Here is a 16,174-nt window from a genome sequence, read left to right as displayed (position 1 = left end):
GTCAGCGCAGCGCGTAGGCGCGCATCCGCTCGCGCACGCCCGCCGTCTGGAGCCAGGGGCCGACCGCGTCGGAGCGTTCCAGGCCCGCCTCGGTCAACCTGAGGCCCTCCGCGTCGAGGGTGGCGAGGCCCGCCTCTGCGAGATCGGCCAGTTCCGGGAGGTCATCGAGGAGCCTCGTGCCAAAACGCTCCGCATAGGCGCGCGGGGACAGGCCGGCGGCTTGGAGCAGGTGCATCAGCACGAAGCGGCGGCGCTGGTCCTCGGCATCGAGCCACGCGCCGTAATCGGCGCGGCCGTGGCGCTGCGCGTCGCGGGCGATGTAGTCGGCGACGATGGCGGCGACGCCCGGCTGCCCCACGGCGTAGGCGGTCGCGTAATGCAGGGCGGCGGTGTAGGAGCGCGCCCCGGCGCCGAGGCCGACCATGCCGTCGCGGGCGCAATCGTAGGCCGGCCCCCAAGCGGCCTCGGGGGCGCGGCGGAACATCCGCATCGAGACCTGTTGGTAGCCCGCCGCACGCAGCCGGTCGCGGGCCGCGCGGGAGATCGCGAGGCGGCGGGCATCCCAGGCGCGGTCGTCCTCGACGGCACCGCCACGCCGGCCGAGCCCGGTCAGCGGCCGGACGTAGAGGGGATAGAGAAAGAGTTCTTCCGGCTCCCAGGCAAGGGCGGCCTCGATGGATTCGAGGAAGCTGGCGGGTGTTTGCCCGGCAGCGCCGTAGATCAGGTCGATGTTGAGCACGGGAAAGCCCGCGTCGCGGATCGCGCCGAGCGCCGCATCGACGCTGCCCCGGCTTTGCGGCCGTCCCATCGCCCGCGCCTCGTCGTCGCGAAACGACTCGACGCCGATGCTGACGCGCTCGACCCCATGCGCCCGCAGGACGGCGAGCCGCTCCGGCGTGCTGGTGCCGGGCGCGGTCTCGACCGAGGCCGGAAGCTCCAGGGGCGTGGCCCCGAACGTGTCGCGCAGATCCGCGAACAGGCGGTCGAGGTCGGCGGGTTCGAGGAAGGTCGGGGTGCCGCCGCCGAGCGCCATGCGGGCCACCCGGAACCGACCGAGGCTATCGGCCACCGTCTCGGCCTGAAGCCGCAGGGCGTCGAGATAGGGCGCGACGCGGCCTTCGCCGCGGGTCAGGGTGAACAGGTTGCAGAAGCCGCAGCGCATCGCGCAGAACGGCACGTGCACGTAGAGGAACAGCCCGTCCTTCGGCTCCTCCGCCCAGGCCTCGCGCAGGGGCACCGGGCGTAGCAGCGGCCGGTAAGCGGTCTTGTGCGGGTAGGCGTATTGGTAGCCGCCATAGACCGGCCCCGCGAGGAGGGCCGCCGCCGTGCTCATGACGGTGCTCATGCCGCCTCCTGGATGAACTCGGCGTAGGGCACGTCCCACACGGTCGGGTGCGCGAGGCGGTGACCGCGATAGCCGTCCTCGCCGAAGGCGGTGCCGTGGTCCGCGCACAGGATGCAGAGAGCCGGCCCGCGCGCCTTGAGCGCCGCGAAGAGCGGGGGCAGGGCGCTGTCGGCATAGGCGAGGGCGGCGCCTTGCGTCGCTGCGCTCTCCCGTGCCGCGCCCGGCAGGTAGGTGCGGGTCGGGTGGTGGGTTGCCGAGACGTTGAGAAACAGGAACAGCCGCCGCTCTGGGGCAAGCGCCGCGATCCGCTCCACCGCGAAGCCGACCTGCGCCGCGGTCGAGTCCCGCGCCTGCACGCCGAAACCGCCGTGCCAGTGGCTCTCGGCGAACAGGCCCGGCAGGACGCGGCCGAGCGGGGTGCGCTTGTTGAAGAAGCCGACGCCGCCGATGCACAGCGTGTGGTAGCCGCGTGCGGCGAGGCCCGAAACGATGTCGGGTGCGTCGAACACCGCGGTGTCCGGCCCGGTGGTGCGGCTGCCGTCGAAGCGCAGCGCGAAGGGGCGCTGGTGCGGTCCCGGCTCGGCGGGCGTCGGCAGGAAGCCGGCAAAGATCGCCTGATGCGCGGCATAGGTGAAGCTGCCCGGCGCGTGGCGGCGCTCCCAGGCCTCACCCGGTAGCAGGCGCGCGAGGTTCGGCGTCCGGCCCTCAGCCAGCGCGTTCGCGGCCACGTCGTAGCGAAGGGAATCGAGCGTCACGAGCAGGATGTCGTGCGAGCCCACGCGTTCGGCGGCGCGGATCATGCGGCGAGCCCCACGGGCCGGCGCGCGGCGATCCAGCCGGGCAGCCGCGCCACCTGCCATTCGTAGGGGGCGAGCCCCTCGTGCCGGACGCGGCGGATCAGGTCGCCGAAGGCGTTGGCCTCGAAGAAGACGTGGCGCCGTAGGCCCACCGTCAGCGCCACGTCGAAGGCAACGTGGAAGGTCTGCGGGAACAGCCTCGCGAAGCGGCGGCAATCCGCCCGCATCGCCTCCCAGACGGCCGGCGGCGCCAGGGCGCGGAGCGCCTCCGCATCGGCCCGGCGCCCGCCGAGATCGAGGTTGGTGATCGGGCCGCGGGCCTTGCGCAGCACGATGTGGGCGGGCTCGCCGCCGATGACGAGCACCCGCAGGTCGCAAGGCCCACCGTCGAGCCCGGCCTTCGGCACCCATTGCTCCACATGCGCGTCCTGCGCCAGGATCGCGTCGATCAGCGCCACGGCCGCGGGTCCGCGATAGCGCCGTAGCCGGTGGGAATGGTGCAGCACGCCGGCTCCTGCGCCCGGCACGTGCTCGGCGGCGGATTCCGCCACGATCCCGTTGCGGGCGACCGTGAGCGCGGCGATGCCGGCGGCGCCCGAGCCGAAGCGCGGCTTGACGAAGACGCGGCTGAGGCCCGCCGCACGCATGGCCTCCACAAGCGCGTCGAACGAGCCGGCCGGCGGCAGCGCCCGCGGCACCGGCAGGCCATGCGCGGCCATGGCGGCGTGGCAGATCCGCTTGTCGTAGAACAGGGCAACCGTCTCCGCCTCGTGGGTCAGGGCGACGCCCGGTGGCACGACCCGGCGGGCGAGCCGGAGCGCGGCGGCGAGCCCGCGTTGGAAGGCGTGCTCGGGCCGCAGCCGCGTCGCCTCGCCAGCATCCTCGGACAGCCCGGCGAGGCGCAGCAGGGCCCGACGGATGCGCGGATCGCCGCCCGGCGAATCGATGCGCAACAGGCCGCGCCCCTCCGGGAACAGGTCGCTCAGCCGGTCCGGCGCCTCGATGAAGCGGGCGTAGTCGAGCACCCGCGCGGGCGGGTGCCCGGCCCGGACCAGGGCGGCGCTGAAGCCCTCCGTGCGCTCGTCGCCCGCGACCTCGAGGATGACGAAGGGTTCGATCCCATCTGGCGGGGCACCGGCGCCCGTCATTCCGAGACGGCGATGTCGCGATAGATCTCGCCGGCATACTCCTCCGGCTTCTGCTGTTCGGAGAGGTCGACCACCGGCCCGAGTCCGGCCAGCCGCGTCATCGTCGCCTCGGTGAGGAAGTGGTGGTGCAGGTCGAGCCGCGACAGCTTCGCCACCGCCGGCGCGGCGAGCAGCGCTTCCGCACCCGCATCCGTCAGGTTGCCGAGCGAGAGGTCGAGGGTCGAGATGCGTTCCAGCACGGGAGCGGTGGCGACGGCCGCGGCGAGGTCGTCGGCATAGGCGCAATCGCGCAGAGCCAGGGTGTTGAGTTTCGGGAAAAGCCGGCCGGCGAAGAGATCCGCAAAATCCTTCGGCGTGCTGTCGCCGCCATATTCGTCGGTGCCGAGCCAGAGTTCGAGATGGCGCAGCTCCGGCGCTCCGGCGGCCAGCGCCTCCTGCACCACCCGGCGCGGCAGGCCGCCCGATTCGATGATGAGTGCCGTCAGGCGCGGCGCCTCGAACCGCCCGAGCGCGAGACCGGTGGCGCCGCGCACCTGCATGTGTTCCAGCTGCGGGAAGGCCGGCCAGAGCGCCGAGAGATCGCTCTGATTGATCCAGGAAATCTCGTTCTCCTCCGAGATGATGTCGCCGAGGAAGAGCGCGCGCAGGTTGGGAAACCGCTCGGCGTAGGAGACCAGCGCCTCGACGACGGCCTGGGAGGTGCCCTCGGAATCGTCACCCTGCCAGTAGCCGATGACGAGGGCGTCGGTCGCCTCGGCGCCGGGCAGCGCCGCGTAGCTCCCGAGCATCGCCGGGACGCTGTCTTCGGAGTCGTACTCGACACGGAAGCGCGGCACCGCGCGCTCGAAGTCCCACGACTCCATCCCGTTCTGGAAATCCTCGACCGGCTTGCCGAAGAAGGTCGTCAGGTTCTCGTAGGGCATCGTTGTCTGGCTCCTCGTTGGGGGGCCTGTATCGGCGGGCGCTGTCGGGACCGGTTCAGGTCTCGATCAGCGGAGCGTCGTCGGCCGGGTCGTCGAAGCCGGCGGTCCAGGCCACGGCCTGATGGCAGGTCTTCGTGGTCGGCGGGACGCGCAGGACGTCGCGCCGTCCGGTCGAGGGGCAGCCGAACGAGACGCAGACGAGGGGCTCGTCGCCTGCGAGTTCGACCCGCAGCGGCCGGCGCTCGCCGCCGGGGTCGCGGTCCCGGTCGAGTTCTTCCGCCTCGGCCGCCTCCATGAAGGTCTCGAAGCCGAAGCGCTCCAGCATCACCCGCCGCCGCTCGGCGTTGCGCTCCCCCAAGATCTCGGTGATCCCGAGTTCGTGCGGCCGGAAGGCGATGCGCGCATCCACCGGCACGCCGCGCCAGCGCAGGCCGACGCCGGGCAGGTGCCGCGGCGGTCGCGTGAGGCCGAAGCCGGCGACGTCGATCCAGGAGGTGACGCGAAAGCCCTCGGGCACGTGATCGATCCGGCCGCAACCGGCGATGTCGAGCCCGGCCTCGTCGGCGGCGAGCGTGTCCTGCGGGCGCAGGACACGCCGGATGGGGGCGCGTTGCGCGGGGGCGGCTGTCATCGGCGATCGATTCCCCGACGCTCAGTCCTGCACGGTGACGATGCGTTGCGGCGTGTATTGGCGCTGCCGCCACACCCGGTCGAGGCCGCGATCGAGCCATGCTCGTCATGGACGACGCGGGCCCGGTCGGCGCGCACGTCGAGGTAGAAACAGCCGTCTCCGGCGAACAGCGCGGCGGGATCGACGACGCGGTGGCTATGGCCGGTCAACTCGCCATGCGCGAGCACGGTATGCGGCAGCGGCCGGCCGGCCGCCTCCCGCGGAACGGCCGAAATCGCGCGAATGAAGATATCGCCCTGGCGTCACATGCCCCTATCCGCCCATTTTTCAAGAGCAAGGATCGATTTAGGAGCCGATCGCCGCTCTTTATCCAGCTTATGATCGTGGTGCGCGCCCGGCAAAGGCCATGCCTCGACAGAGCTGCGCCATGACAATACTCTGTTGGCGCGAGGCTATCCCGACGATCGACTGACGGTCAACCGGTGCTGGGCGGCCACGGCGCCTCTTTCGCGCCTGATCCGGCCGCCGGCCGGCGTGAGATTCCACCGTGCCGGGGGGCCTAGCCGGCAGGACAACATTCGGTTGACCTATGGGCTCAGCAGGGTAGAAATCCTAGCGATCCGGGCCTGTCCTCTGTTGCGCACAACTTTAATAACCTGGAACTGACGACATCTGCGGAGTCGTCATCGCTGTCGTCGGCCGGCATTCGTCGTATGTCCGGCTCATCCGCATGCGGGCCTTGCCGTCGCCCGCCCGGCTTCAGGAGGCTGAGCATCCCCGAAGCAACGACTTCGCCCGCGCGCTCGCGTCCGCGTGCCCTGGCGCGCCTCGTCGCGGCCACCGTGTTGCTGCCGCTCGTCCTCCTGCTGCTCGGCCTGTGGGAGGTTCGGCGCGGCGCCGACGATCACGCCGAGTTCGAGGCCGAACGGCAGCGGCTGGCCGGCCTCGTGACGCAGATGGAGGCGCGGGCGCCGCGGGACGGTCGCTTCGATCCCCGCCTTCAATTCCGCTACGAGGGCCGGAACTACGGCGGCCCGCTCGCCGTGCAGAAGGCGCGCGAGGCCCGCGACGAGGCCGGGCTTCTCGCCACGCTGATGGAGTGGCGCCGCGTGCTGCCGCCGGTCGTGGTCGCGGGCGGCGCGCTGGCCGCCGCGCTCTCCCTGCTCGTGCTGCTCGCCGGCGCCGTCCTGGGGCGCCTCGGCCGCGCTTCGCGCGATGCCCTGGTGCGCGGCTTCTCGCTGATGCGCCGGCTCCTTCCCGCGACGCTCTCGCTCCAGATCCTGGCGGCGACGGCGAGCTTCGTCGCCGCCGTGACCTTCGAGGCGGCGGCCCTCCTCCAAAACGGCTTCGACGGCGGCGCGCTGAAGCTCCTGGCGATCGCCGTTGCCGCGGTCGGCGCCGTGGTCGTCGTGGCCGGCAGCACGGTGCTCGGCCTGCGCCGGGCGCTCGGCGCGTTCGAGCCCGATCCGCTGCCGATCATCGGGCGGACGGTGACGCCCGAAGCAGCGCCGGGCCTGTGGCGCCTCCTCGAGGGGCTCGCCGCGCGGCTCGGGGCGCTGAAGCCCGAGGCCGTGGTGGTCGGGCTCACCGAGGGCTTCTTCGTCAGCGCCGGGCCGGCGGTGCTGGAGCCCGGCGGCGTGCGGGTCACCGGCCGGATCCTCTACCTGCCGCTGCCCTATCTCGCCCTGATGCGGGGCGACGAGGTGGCGGCGATCATCGGCCACGAACTCGCCCACTATGCCGGCGGCGACACCACCTACAGCCAGCGCTTCCTGCCGATCTATGCCGGCGTCGAGCGCTCCCTCGACGCGGTGGCCGAGGGCCATCAGGGTTCGCTCGGGCTGCTCGGGCCGTCGCTGCGCCTCGGCGTCTTCGTGATGGAGCGCTTCCATCTCGCCGTGCGCCACTGGAGCCGGACGCGGGAATTCGCGGCCGACGCGGCGGGCGCGGGGGTGACCTCGATCGATGCCTCGGCCCGTGCGCTGCTGCGCACCGGCGCGGTGGGGCCGCGCATCTTCGAGACGCTCCAGGCCGCGACCGACGCGCCGGACGCCGCCCCGCCCGACCTCGTGGCCGCCGCCCTCGACCGCGCGATCGCGCAGGGGCTCGACGACCCGGCGGCGCATTGGCAGGAGGAGCAGGCCCACCCGACCGACACCCACCCGCCGACCCGCGAGCGCGTCGCCGCCCTGGGGCGGACCATCGACGCGGACCTCCTGGCCGCGGCCGGCGCCGTGCCGCCGCCCCATGCGCTCGGGCAGCTCGCCGCCTACTTCGCCGACCCGGCCGGGCTCAGCCGGGCGGCGACCGACGACTTCCTCGGCGTGATCCGGGCGCAGGACGCGGCGTACCGCGCCCATCTCGAGGCGACGGCGGCGGAGGTCGGCACCGAAGAGCGGGTGCTGCGCGCCAATTACCGTCCGCGCGGGATCGCGCTCGCGGTGGGCGGCGGCCTGTTCGCCGTCGTCGCCCTCGCGATCGCCGTGTTCGGCGTGCCGGGGATCTCTGCGAAGGACAACGGCGTCGTGCTCGCGGTGGCGCTCGGCCTCGCCGCGCTCCTGGGCGGGGCCGGCGCGCTGATCCTGCGCCGGGGCGAACCCGTGACGCTGATCCTCGGCCCCGAGGGGTTGAAGGCGCCGGGGCTCGACCGGACGATCCCCTGGGATGCCATCGCCGACCTCGACATGACGTTCCACCAGAGGGGCATCCTCACGCGCCTGCTGCTGCCGCCGGAGGCGGACTGGCCGCAGCGTAGCCCCGGCCGGCACGGGACCAAGCTCGACGCGAAGCGCCGCATCGTCACGCTCGCGATCGGCCTTCCGCGCGGGATGAAGCCGCAGGACTTCGCCGACCTGATCGGCCGCTACCAGATGGCCGCGCAGGCCCGGCGCCTCCTTGCCGAGACCGAGGCCGGCGCGCAGCGATCCTCCCCCAACCCCCAACTCGCCGAGGCTCCATGACCGCATCGCCCGATCGCGCCGAACCCTTGCGGCTGCCGCCCCAGGGCCAGGGCTGGATGGCCACCTTCTGGGTGCTGTTCGGCGTCGTGGCGCTCGCGGCTCTGCTGGGGGCCTGCGCCCTCTACACCGCTCCGGCCCTGGTCTCGGACTGGCAGGTCCGCGAGACGGCCGAGCCGGTGCCCGATGCCCGCATCAGCGACGGCAAGTGCAGCTCCAAGATCGCGATCCACATCTGCGACCTCACCTTGAGTCTGCGCCGGCCCACCGGCACCGTGACACGCCGGGTGAACTACGTGTTCGCCGGCCTGCATGTCGGCGATTTCGGCGCCGGGCCGATGGCCGATCCGGCGCGCCCGGATCTCATCACCACCGATCTCGGCCTCGACCGGCTGTGGAACCGGACGATCACCCTCGTGGTGATCATGGCCGCGCTCGCGGCGGTCATCTTCGGGGCGCTCCTCTCGCTGGTGCGCAACCGCCGCGCCGCTTCCGGTGCGGCCGGGTGACGGGCAATTCCGGCGGGATCAGCCGTCCGCATGCGCGGCCGCATCGAGCGCCTTCCGCACCGCCGGATCGCGGCCGTAGCGCTGCCGCAGCCGCTTCTCGTCCGCCTCGATGGCGTCGCAGCGCAGCGTCTTGACGGCGGCGGCGATCTCCCGGCCGCGGGCCGCGTCGTAGGCCTCCTCTCCCGACCAGTGGTTGCAGCCCCTGTATCGATCCAGATAGGTCACGACCTCGGCGGGCAGGCTCTTTCTCTGCGTGGGCGAGAGGGCCGGATCGGCCCGCACCGGGGCGGGCAGGTGCACGAGAATCAGCGCGCTGAGAAGCGCGGCGGCGGTCCACGATCGGGTCATCGTCACACTCTTCCATCCATGGTTGCGGCCCCGCTCGGCAGAGATTCGACGTGAGACTCACACGCAGCCAGCAGCTTCTTTCCTGCTCCGCCCTCGCCGGGCTCTTCGTCGGCTTCTCCGCCGCGACGCCGTTCGCCGCCGAGGGCTGGAACGTGGCTCGGTTCGATCCGCCCGCGAAGGTCGAGACCGCCAGGGATGCGCAGGGCCGAGAGATCACCTGCACCTTCTATCCCGATCTCGTCATCCGCGAGAGCGACACCGGCACCCCCGAGCCCGGGGATGCGGCGCTCATCCCGATCCGCGGCGGCCCACCCGTGGCCTGCCGCGCCGCGCCCGGCGTCAGCGCACGTACGCTGGAAACCGGCGGCCAGCGCTTCATCGGGCGGGCGGACGGGTTCCTCGTCTTCGAGGATGCGAGCACCAACGGCACCATGCCCTTCGCGGTGATCGATGCCGGGAGCGGCCGCAGGCTGTTCACCGACACGATCACCGACGACGGCATCGACCGCTTCGCGGCCGAGGGCGCGACGCTGCGGCTCGGCTTCCGCCGCGGGGTGCAGGGCGCCTGCTCGATCCCGCAAGGGGGCGCGGCCTGCTGGGCGCGGATCGTGCGCGAGGAAAAGCTCCCGGCACCGGTCGCGGCCCTGCCGGCGCCGGTCAAGGTCTGCGCGCAAGCCTACCGCGCCGGCAAGGCCCCCAAGGATACCCCGAGCATCGTCTCCTTCCCGGTGCGGCTCGTCTGGACCGGCAGCCTCGCCATCGAGGCCGCCGGCCCGGTGCGATGCCGGCCGACGCCGTGACGGCGCACCCGCCCTTTGCCCCCGGCGCCCGCGATGCGGGCCGCCCTTCGAGGAGAAACCGCCGCATGATCTCACGCCGCAACGCGCTCGCCGCCGCCGCGACCCTGCTCTGCGCCTCCGCGGCCCGGGCCGAGCCGACGCTCGGGCTCGCCGAACGCCGGGCCATCACGGCCTATCGCGAGAGCCGCTACCCCGCGCAGGAGAAGGCGATCCAGGAGGCCGCGGGCTTTCCCGTGCCGGTCGAGGTGGCGTGGGACCAGATCACCCTGCCGGGCGATGCGAAATACTATGCCGACGAAGGCTATTTCGAGAAGACCATCTTCGAGCCGATCGCGGCCGGGCTGAAGGACGTCGGCAAGGACAAGATGGGCCGCGAGGCGCTGCAGGCGAAGCTGAAGTCGATCCGCATCCGCTTCGACGAGAAGACGGCGCCGGCCTCGAACTACCCGAACGGTCTGAAATTCGACGGCGGCGTCCTCGACGTGAACTGGCGGCCCTTCTCGAACGTCGCCGACTTCAAGGATCGTGTGGCGGCGGTGGTGCAGGTTCTGGAAAAGAACCTGTGATCCTGCCGGTTCCGCCTCGGTCCCGCGGGCGCCGCATCTGCGCATCCGCGGCTCTCGCCGGGCTCGCCCTGTGCGGCGCGGCCGCCGCCGAGCCGCTGCCGCGTTCGGGCGTCTACGACAGCCTGACCCTGGCGGTGGAGGGCGAGGCCGTTTCCGGCGTCTTCGTCGAGGAGCGCGGCGGGGCCGACGGGATGCCGTCGTTCAGCTGCATCTTCCTGCTGCGGGGCCGGCTCGCGGGTGCCCGCGCCGCGGTCGAGACGTGGTTCCCGGGCGAACCGGAGCGCATCCGCGGCAGCCTCGCCTTCACCCCGGAGGACGCCGCGCTGACGCTCGCCGAGGATCACGGCGGCTGCCCGATGACGACGGGCAGCATGGCGGGCATTCCCGCGACGTTTGCGCGGGCGCAGACCCCGCCATCCGCCGCACCGCCGCGCCTTCCGACCACCTGGGAGGCGATCGACCAGCCGATGAGCGCGCTCCTGAACGGCGGTCACCGCATCGTCTCGGCCACCGGCCCGAGCTTCACCTTGGAACGGCAGGGCAAATACGTCGTCTGCGAGGTTCGCCCGCCGGGCGGCCTGCGCGGCAACGCGGAGAGGCGGCCTCGACCTGCGACCGTGTGAACTGAGGCCCGCCCGTGAACGACCACATGAACGACCGCCTGCGCGCACGTTTCGACGAACTCTGGGGCCGGGCGGTGCGGGCGGACGGTGCCGAGGCAGCGTGGCGGGCAATCGACGCCGGGTACGGAGAGGCCGGGCGCCACTATCACGGCTGGCGCCACATCGCGGACCTGCTCGAAGGGCACGACGCGGTGCGGGCGCTTCCGGACTTCGCCGGGCTCGATCACGACGCGATCGATCTCGCGATCTTCTTTCACGATGCGGTCTACGACACCGCCCGCACCGACAACGAGTGGCGCAGCGCCGCATTGCTGCTGACTCATGCCGGACCGGCCCCGGAATCCGGCCCGATCCGGGCGGCAGAGGCGATGATCCAGGCGAGCGCCGCCCACGCGCCGAGCGACGACGCGGCCACACGGCTGATGCTCGACCTCGATCTCGCGGTGTTGGGCGCACCCCGCCCGGAATACGAGGCCTATGCGGCGGCGATCCGGCGCGAATACGCTGCGGTTCCCGAAGCGGCATGGCGGTTCGGCCGCGCGGGCGTGCTCGACCGCTTCCTCGCCCGGCCCGACCTCTACCAGACCCGCCCCTTTCGCGACCGCTTCGAGACAGCCGCCCGAGCCAACCTCGCGGCCGAGGCGGACACGCTCCGGGCCGGCCATACCGGCGAGGGGGCGTGAGGGATGCCTTCGCAACCGAGAACCGGTTCGGCGGCCCGCGCCCGACGCCACCGACAAGCGATCCGGCGTCGCTGAGCATGGCCTGTTCCGCGCCCGTCCTTTTGACTTCACGGCACTCTGATCCGGGCCGATCGTCTCCGTCGGCCCGGAGGGGGCGCCGGCGCAAGCCTGAGGCTCAATCGCCAGGTGTCCAGTTGATCTTGGGCTTCTGCGACAGGATCCGCTCGAAGTAATTGGCCACCGCTTGCGCGCCATCCGCGTGCATCATGGCAACCGGATGCGCGAGGTAGGCCCGGGCCAGATCGAGCGGGATCTCGCCCGCTTGAAGCGCCGTGAGCACCGCGTCGATGAAGGCGTCATTGGCCTCGTTGAAGTCGCCCGACAGCTTCTTACGATCGTTCAGGGCCTTGATCGGCATTGTGTGGCTGTTCCTGTCGCTGGGGCGAGCCGCGCTCCGGCCGCTCCCGTCCGAATGCCCTATCCTCGGCAGCCGGAGCCAGCCAGCCCGGATGCGCGAATCAGCGCGTTACCGCCTGCCGTCCGCACCATGCTTCCTGGCACGTAGGCGCCAAATGCAAGCTAAGCTATTGAAAAAATTGACGTGCCCGACACGATGCGAACAGGTGACCTTTGCCTGAGGAGGGGCGCGCAGCCATCCCTTTGAGCGATCAGGGCATTCGATTGGCCCATACAGCGCGATTGCGTCCACACCCAGTTGGGCGACGCGCAGACCACGATCAGCACCCGTAGCTCAGAGAGACGCCCTCGATGTTCAGTCCCGCCTTGCGGGGGCGCTCGTCGCAACGAGGCTACTTCGGGAGGGTGCGATCCATGTTCCACAGGTTGAAGGCGCGCTCGCCGAGCATCGTGTCGAGGCCCTCTTCCTGAACCTCTTCCGGCACCCGCAGCGTCCCGAAGCGATCCAGGCCCATCAGGATCATGAAGGTGACGAAGGAGGCATAAGCGCCGACGACGAGGACGGCGAGAAGCTGGACGCCGAATTGCTGCAGGCTCGCCGAGACCTGATTGATGTGCGGGCTGGCCAGGAGGCCGATGAGCAGGGCACCGGTGAGGCCGCCGACACCGTGGGCACGCCAGACTTCCAGCGTGTCGTCGATCTTCAGCCACTTCTGGACGTGCTTTGCAAAGTAGCAGGCCGTCGCGCCGATGGCGCCGATCGCCAGGGCGGCGATGGGCTCGACATAGCCGGAGGCCGGTGTGATCGTCGCGAGCCCCGCCACTGCGCCGACGAGGACGCCTGAAAAGGACGGGTGCTTGGTCTCGCGCCATTCCCAGAACATCCACACCAGCATGGCGATGGAGCCCGCGAGCATGGTGTTGGTGAAGGCGTAGGCCGCCAGCGCATCCGCTGCATAGGCGCCGCCGGCATTGAAGCCGAACCAGCCGAACCACAGCAGACCTGCACCGAGAGCGACCAGGGGCAGGCTGGCCGGCGCGGATTCGGATTCGCCCGCCGCCACTCTCCGTTTGCCGAGAAACTTCGCCGTCGCCAGCGCGGAAAATCCCGCGGAGGTGTGGATGACGATCCCGCCGGCGAAATCGACGACGCCCAGCTTGGCCAGGAAGCCTCCGCCCCAGACCCAGTGCGCGGCCGGCACATAGACGAGGATGGTCCAGGCCGTGACGAAGAACAGGTAGGCGCCGAACCGAAAGCGCCCGACGAAGGCGCCGGTCATCAGGGCCGGCGTGATGATGGCGAACATCATCTGGTAGGCAAAGACCATGATGAAGGGAATATTGGGAGCGTAGGACGGATGTGGCTCGATGCCGACATCGTACATTCCGAAATAGAACGCGAAATTTCCGATCGTGCCGCCGATATCCGGACCGAAGGCGAGGCTGAAACCTCCGAACACCCAGATGACGCCGACCACACCGATGCAGACGAAATTCTGGATCATGACAGACAGCACATCGCGCTGTCTGACGAGGCCTCCGTAGAAGAGGGCCGGAGCCGGCGTCATCATAAGGACCAGAGCGGTGCAGATGAGGATGAAGGCCGTGTCGCCGGCATTGATGCCTTGCATCGCGTGCTCCTAGATCTGTGCTTCTCGGAAGGGGGGCGTGTCGGCGATCGCGATGCGCGGCCTCGCCGGTCCGGCAAGACGGTGCCGATCGAAACGGGATCGATGCCGTGCCGTCATGCGAGGCGTCCGGATGAGGGCGCTCGGGCGCGTCACCGCGCGGTTCCGGCTGCGTGGACCGGCGCCTTGCCCGGCACCTTGCCTTGGTCGTCGATCATCGGATCGGCCACCGGCCCGTGCGGATGGGGCGCCATCAGCTTCTTGGGCGCGATGAAGAGGTACATCGTCAGAACGTAGGGGGCGGTGAAGGACGGGATGCCCGCCGGCGCGACCATGACGTCGAGGGCGCCCTGGACGAAGACGGTCATCACGGTGGCGAGACCGGCATAGACGGCCACCCGCGGCGAGGGCGTCAGGAAGACGACGCCGACGGCCATCGCCGTCAGGACCGGGCTGAAGCCGTAGAGGCCCTGGCTCACGGCCTTGGGATCGGCACCCATCGCGATCGCGACGACCATGCTGATCAGCGATCCGGCGGCGGCGGCGATCCCGGCCGGGACCGAGGCGATCAGGATGCCGGCCAGGATGATGACGCCGCTGACGGCGCTACCCAGCAGGTAGACCTGCGCGATGTTGCGGAAAAAGATTGCGACGAGGTCCATCGGCCCCGGAATGCCGGTGAGGCCGGGCGCGACATCGCCCGCGAGCTTGGGGGCATCGCCCGTCACGTGCAGGCCGCCGAAGGAATAGGCTGCGGCGACCATCAGCCAGCCCGTCAGCACGAAGGGACCGGTCGAGCCGGGAATGCCCCATTTGCCGGTCAGCGTCGCGCTGAAGGCGGCGGTGAAGACCGTGCTCGCCGCCGCCCCGATCACGATCGAGGCCCAGAGTTGGGGCGAGGCTGCGATAAAGGTCGGAAGCGCCGCGCCGACGAGAGCGCCGTTGAATCCGTAGAGACCGGAAGAGACGGAAGGGGCGTCGCATTCCAGAAGTCGCGCGGTCAGCGTTGCGACGAGAACGCCGACCGCCGCCCCGATCGTGGTGGCCCAATTGCCCGTCACCGACGAGGCGTAGGCCATCGCGACGAAGAACAGCACGCCCGTCAGAGCATTCTCCATGAAGAAGACTTGGCTCGTCCCGCGCAGCGACTGGACGAGAAGGTTGCTGTTCGCTCGCGGCATGGGTCCGGTCCTCGCTCAGCGCCAGTAGGGTTCGGCGGGAAGAGACCGGTCGCGCGCTTCCTCGCGCACGATGCGCCAGAACCGGCGAACCTCGCTGCGCACGTCGTAGGTCTCCACGCCGACGGCGCGCAGCATCAGCCCGGCAGCGTTGGGCAGGCGGCTCACGCCGGACAGCGCCCGCGGCGCCTCGATCGGGAAATGGGTCTCGAACCGTTCCTTGATGCGCGCGGCCGTCTCGGGAGGCGTGACGCAGAGGATGTTGGCGAAGGCGTCGAAGCCGCGCATCGCCGCCGCGAAGGCGATCGTCGGATCGCCCTTCTCGATCAGGATCTTTTCCGCGAACAGCTTGTGGCCGCCGGGCCGGCGCACGCTCACGTCCATCGACAGCAGGTCGAAGCCGAACCGCTCCGCGACATGATGATGCTTGCGGCCGGCGAGAACCATCTCGCCGTAGAGCAGGGTGGCGTCCGCCGCGACGACGAGGTCCGTGCGGGAGAGGAAGCGCGAGCCGCGATAGGGAATGGTGAAGTCCGGCAGGTATTCGAGGTAGCCACCCGCCGCGACGGTCACGGTCTGATGCTGCGAGGCATAATTCGCATCCATGCCGTGGATGCGGTTGGCGCCCTGAGTGGAGATGTGCGCGCAGGCGCCTTCCCCCACCGCGATGTCGATCGTGTAGCGGTCGCCCTGCAGAATGCCGCCGCCGACCGAGATGATCGGGCAGACCGGCAGTTCCGGCATGGCCTCGTCCCAGTAGAGCGCCTGCTGCACCAGCAGTGGAGCGACCCGGTAGAGGTCGTGGAGCACGGAGCGACCGCCGCGCAGCGAGAAACCGAGACGCAAGCGGCCGACCTTGCCGGGCGCGCCCGCCCGCATCTGCGCCGGCTCGGTCTGGAAACCGCGCAGTTCGCGCGCCGCGTCGATGAGGCCGAGTGGCTCGTGCAGGGTCATGGTCTCACGCGCTCGCCGCGAGCGGAGGACCCGTCCTCACGTCGAACAGCGCCATGTCGAGAACAAGCTGGAGGAGGTCGTCGACGCCCTCGCCGGTCTTGCAGTTGGTGAAGAGGAACGGCTTCTTGCCGCGCATGAGCTTGGAGTCGCGCGCCATGACGTCGAGGCTCGCGCCGACATAGGGGGCGAGATCCTTCTTGTTGATGACGAGGATATCCGACTGGCAGACTCCGGCGCCGTTCTTGCGCGGGATCTTGTCGCCGGCCGCGACGTCGATCACGTAGATGTAGAAGTCCGCCAGCGCCGGGCTGAAGGTGAGCGTGAGATTGTCGCCGCCGGACTCGATCAGGATCACGTCGCTGTCGGGATACTTGTCTTCGAGTTCCTCGACCGCGGCGATATTCATCGACGGATCTTCGCGGACCGCCGTGTGCGGGCAGGCCCCGGTCTCGACGCCGACGATCTTCTCCTCGATCAGCACGCCGTTGAGGGTGCGGCGCACCTGCTTGGCATCCTCCGTCGTGACGACGTCGTTGGTGATGATCAGCGGCTTGATCCCCAGCGCGATCAGGCGCGGCGTGATGGTCTCGATGACGGCCGTCTTGCCCGAGCCGACCGGGCCGCCGATGCCGATACGGGTGATCTTCTTCATCTCGATTTCCTTTGC

At 70.7% G+C, this 16,174-nt stretch carries 18 protein-coding genes; 6 read left to right on the top strand and 12 right to left on the bottom strand.

All coding sequences use genetic code 11. The features are described from left to right. Position 1: 1 nt before the first annotated feature. From Y590_RS05745 to Y590_RS27660, 6 genes are read right to left on the bottom strand one after another with little or no spacing between them, the layout of a single operon-like run. A complete protein-coding gene (locus Y590_RS05745; protein ID WP_286161861.1) occupies positions 2-1,345 on the bottom strand; it encodes an STM4012 family radical SAM protein in 1,344 nt (447 codons plus the stop codon). Beyond that, positions 1,342-2,145 carry an STM4013/SEN3800 family hydrolase gene (locus tag Y590_RS05740; RefSeq protein ID WP_060772174.1) on the bottom strand — a complete coding sequence of 268 codons (804 nt, stop codon included), beginning with the start codon at positions 2,143-2,145 and terminating at the stop codon, positions 1,342-1,344. Before Y590_RS05740 ends, Y590_RS05745 begins: the two co-directional genes overlap by 4 nt. Further along, positions 2,142-3,290 (bottom strand): STM4014 family protein, encoded by a 1,149-nt coding sequence (locus Y590_RS05735; protein WP_060769010.1) that lies wholly within the window; start codon positions 3,288-3,290, stop codon positions 2,142-2,144. The genes Y590_RS05740 and Y590_RS05735 overlap by 4 nt, the downstream gene beginning before the upstream one ends. Next, on the bottom strand, positions 3,287-4,213 hold the full coding sequence (locus tag Y590_RS05730) for an STM4015 family protein (RefSeq protein WP_060769009.1): 927 nt from the start codon (positions 4,211-4,213) through the stop codon (positions 3,287-3,289). The genes Y590_RS05735 and Y590_RS05730 overlap by 4 nt, the downstream gene beginning before the upstream one ends. Before the next feature lie 55 nt (positions 4,214-4,268). Then, on the bottom strand, positions 4,269-4,844 hold the full coding sequence (locus Y590_RS05725) for a DUF6745 domain-containing protein (RefSeq protein WP_060769008.1): 576 nt from the start codon (positions 4,842-4,844) through the stop codon (positions 4,269-4,271). Then, complete coding sequence (locus Y590_RS27660) at positions 4,841-5,119, bottom strand: DUF8820 family protein (protein ID WP_502689512.1); 279 nt, start codon at positions 5,117-5,119, stop codon at positions 4,841-4,843. The genes Y590_RS05725 and Y590_RS27660 overlap by 4 nt, the downstream gene beginning before the upstream one ends. Positions 5,120-5,686: 567 nt before the next feature. Here Y590_RS27660 and Y590_RS05715 point away from each other — a divergent pair. Continuing rightward, positions 5,687-7,804: a M48 family metallopeptidase gene (locus Y590_RS05715; RefSeq protein WP_060769006.1), complete on the top strand. Its 2,118-nt coding sequence runs from the start codon at positions 5,687-5,689 to the stop codon at positions 7,802-7,804. Next, the gene (locus Y590_RS05710; RefSeq protein WP_060769005.1) at positions 7,801-8,310 is read left to right on the top strand and encodes a hypothetical protein; all 510 of its coding nucleotides are present in this window, start codon (positions 7,801-7,803) and stop codon (positions 8,308-8,310) included. Before Y590_RS05715 ends, Y590_RS05710 begins: the two co-directional genes overlap by 4 nt. Before the next feature lie 18 nt (positions 8,311-8,328). On the opposite strand, the gene Y590_RS05705 is transcribed toward Y590_RS05710, so the two are convergent. Further along, positions 8,329-8,658 (bottom strand): hypothetical protein, encoded by a 330-nt coding sequence (locus Y590_RS05705; RefSeq protein ID WP_060769004.1) that lies wholly within the window; start codon positions 8,656-8,658, stop codon positions 8,329-8,331. 50 nt (positions 8,659-8,708) lie between these two features. Between Y590_RS05705 and Y590_RS05700 the strand changes: the two genes are divergently transcribed. The 4 genes from Y590_RS05700 (at position 8,709) to Y590_RS05680 (ending at position 11,330) form a co-directional block, all read left to right on the top strand. After that, positions 8,709-9,458 (top strand): hypothetical protein, encoded by a 750-nt coding sequence (locus tag Y590_RS05700; protein ID WP_060769003.1) that lies wholly within the window; start codon positions 8,709-8,711, stop codon positions 9,456-9,458. Positions 9,459-9,523: 65 nt separating this feature from the next. Beyond that, on the top strand, positions 9,524-10,024 hold the full coding sequence (locus tag Y590_RS05695; protein ID WP_060772173.1) for a hypothetical protein: 501 nt from the start codon (positions 9,524-9,526) through the stop codon (positions 10,022-10,024). Further along, positions 10,021-10,647, top strand: a complete 627-nt coding sequence (locus Y590_RS27240) for a hypothetical protein (protein ID WP_286161860.1) — start codon at positions 10,021-10,023, stop codon at positions 10,645-10,647. Before Y590_RS05695 ends, Y590_RS27240 begins: the two co-directional genes overlap by 4 nt. 26 nt (positions 10,648-10,673) lie before the next feature. Then, positions 10,674-11,330, top strand: a complete 657-nt coding sequence (locus tag Y590_RS05680) for an HD domain-containing protein (protein ID WP_060769002.1) — start codon at positions 10,674-10,676, stop codon at positions 11,328-11,330. Between the two features lie 175 nt (positions 11,331-11,505). Here Y590_RS05680 and Y590_RS05675 read toward each other — a convergent pair whose 3' ends face one another. The 5 genes from Y590_RS05675 to ureG form a co-directional block, all read right to left on the bottom strand. Beyond that, positions 11,506-11,748, bottom strand: a complete 243-nt coding sequence (locus Y590_RS05675) for a hypothetical protein (RefSeq protein WP_015821983.1) — start codon at positions 11,746-11,748, stop codon at positions 11,506-11,508. 391 nt (positions 11,749-12,139) lie between these two features. Continuing rightward, positions 12,140-13,378 carry an ammonium transporter gene (locus tag Y590_RS05670; protein WP_060769001.1) on the bottom strand — a complete coding sequence of 413 codons (1,239 nt, stop codon included), beginning with the start codon at positions 13,376-13,378 and terminating at the stop codon, positions 12,140-12,142. A gap of 149 nt (positions 13,379-13,527) precedes the next feature. After that, positions 13,528-14,556 carry an urea transporter gene (yut, locus tag Y590_RS05665; RefSeq protein WP_060769000.1) on the bottom strand — a complete coding sequence of 343 codons (1,029 nt, stop codon included), beginning with the start codon at positions 14,554-14,556 and terminating at the stop codon, positions 13,528-13,530. A gap of 15 nt (positions 14,557-14,571) precedes the next feature. Next, entirely contained in the window at positions 14,572-15,507 is a 936-nt protein-coding gene (locus tag Y590_RS05660; RefSeq protein ID WP_060768999.1) for an urease accessory protein UreD, read from the bottom strand. 4 nt (positions 15,508-15,511) lie between these two features. Further along, positions 15,512-16,159: an urease accessory protein UreG gene (gene ureG / locus Y590_RS05655; RefSeq protein WP_060768998.1), complete on the bottom strand. Its 648-nt coding sequence runs from the start codon at positions 16,157-16,159 to the stop codon at positions 15,512-15,514. Positions 16,160-16,174: the final 15 nt, after the last annotated feature.

The sequence above is a fragment of the Methylobacterium sp. AMS5 genome, assembly GCF_001542815.1.
In the GTDB taxonomy this organism is placed as follows: domain Bacteria; phylum Pseudomonadota; class Alphaproteobacteria; order Rhizobiales; family Beijerinckiaceae; genus Methylobacterium.
This window is presented reverse-complemented; position numbering and strand designations above follow the sequence as displayed.

What these genes read in the sequence shown, in the direction of transcription:
- Y590_RS05745 (WP_286161861.1), bottom strand. Translation starts at nt 1,345, where the DNA reads ATGAGCACCGTCATGAGCACGGCGGCGGCCCTCCTCGCGGGGCCGGTC.
- Y590_RS05740 (WP_060772174.1), bottom strand. Translation starts at nt 2,145, where the DNA reads ATGATCCGCGCCGCCGAACGCGTGGGCTCGCACGACATCCTGCTCGTG.
- Y590_RS05735 (WP_060769010.1), bottom strand. Translation starts at nt 3,290, where the DNA reads ATGACGGGCGCCGGTGCCCCGCCAGATGGGATCGAACCCTTCGTCATC.
- Y590_RS05730 (WP_060769009.1), bottom strand. Translation starts at nt 4,213, where the DNA reads ATGCCCTACGAGAACCTGACGACCTTCTTCGGCAAGCCGGTCGAGGAT.
- Y590_RS05725 (WP_060769008.1), bottom strand. Translation starts at nt 4,844, where the DNA reads ATGACAGCCGCCCCCGCGCAACGCGCCCCCATCCGGCGTGTCCTGCGC.
- Y590_RS05710 (WP_060769005.1), top strand. Translation starts at nt 7,801, where the DNA reads ATGACCGCATCGCCCGATCGCGCCGAACCCTTGCGGCTGCCGCCCCAG.
- Y590_RS05705 (WP_060769004.1), bottom strand. Translation starts at nt 8,658, where the DNA reads ATGACCCGATCGTGGACCGCCGCCGCGCTTCTCAGCGCGCTGATTCTC.
- Y590_RS05695 (WP_060772173.1), top strand. Translation starts at nt 9,524, where the DNA reads ATGATCTCACGCCGCAACGCGCTCGCCGCCGCCGCGACCCTGCTCTGC.
- Y590_RS05680 (WP_060769002.1), top strand. Translation starts at nt 10,674, where the DNA reads ATGAACGACCGCCTGCGCGCACGTTTCGACGAACTCTGGGGCCGGGCG.
- Y590_RS05675 (WP_015821983.1), bottom strand. Translation starts at nt 11,748, where the DNA reads ATGCCGATCAAGGCCCTGAACGATCGTAAGAAGCTGTCGGGCGACTTC.
- Y590_RS05670 (WP_060769001.1), bottom strand. Translation starts at nt 13,378, where the DNA reads ATGCAAGGCATCAATGCCGGCGACACGGCCTTCATCCTCATCTGCACC.
- yut (WP_060769000.1), bottom strand. Translation starts at nt 14,556, where the DNA reads ATGCCGCGAGCGAACAGCAACCTTCTCGTCCAGTCGCTGCGCGGGACG.
- Y590_RS05660 (WP_060768999.1), bottom strand. Translation starts at nt 15,507, where the DNA reads ATGACCCTGCACGAGCCACTCGGCCTCATCGACGCGGCGCGCGAACTG.
- ureG (WP_060768998.1), bottom strand. Translation starts at nt 16,159, where the DNA reads ATGAAGAAGATCACCCGTATCGGCATCGGCGGCCCGGTCGGCTCGGGC.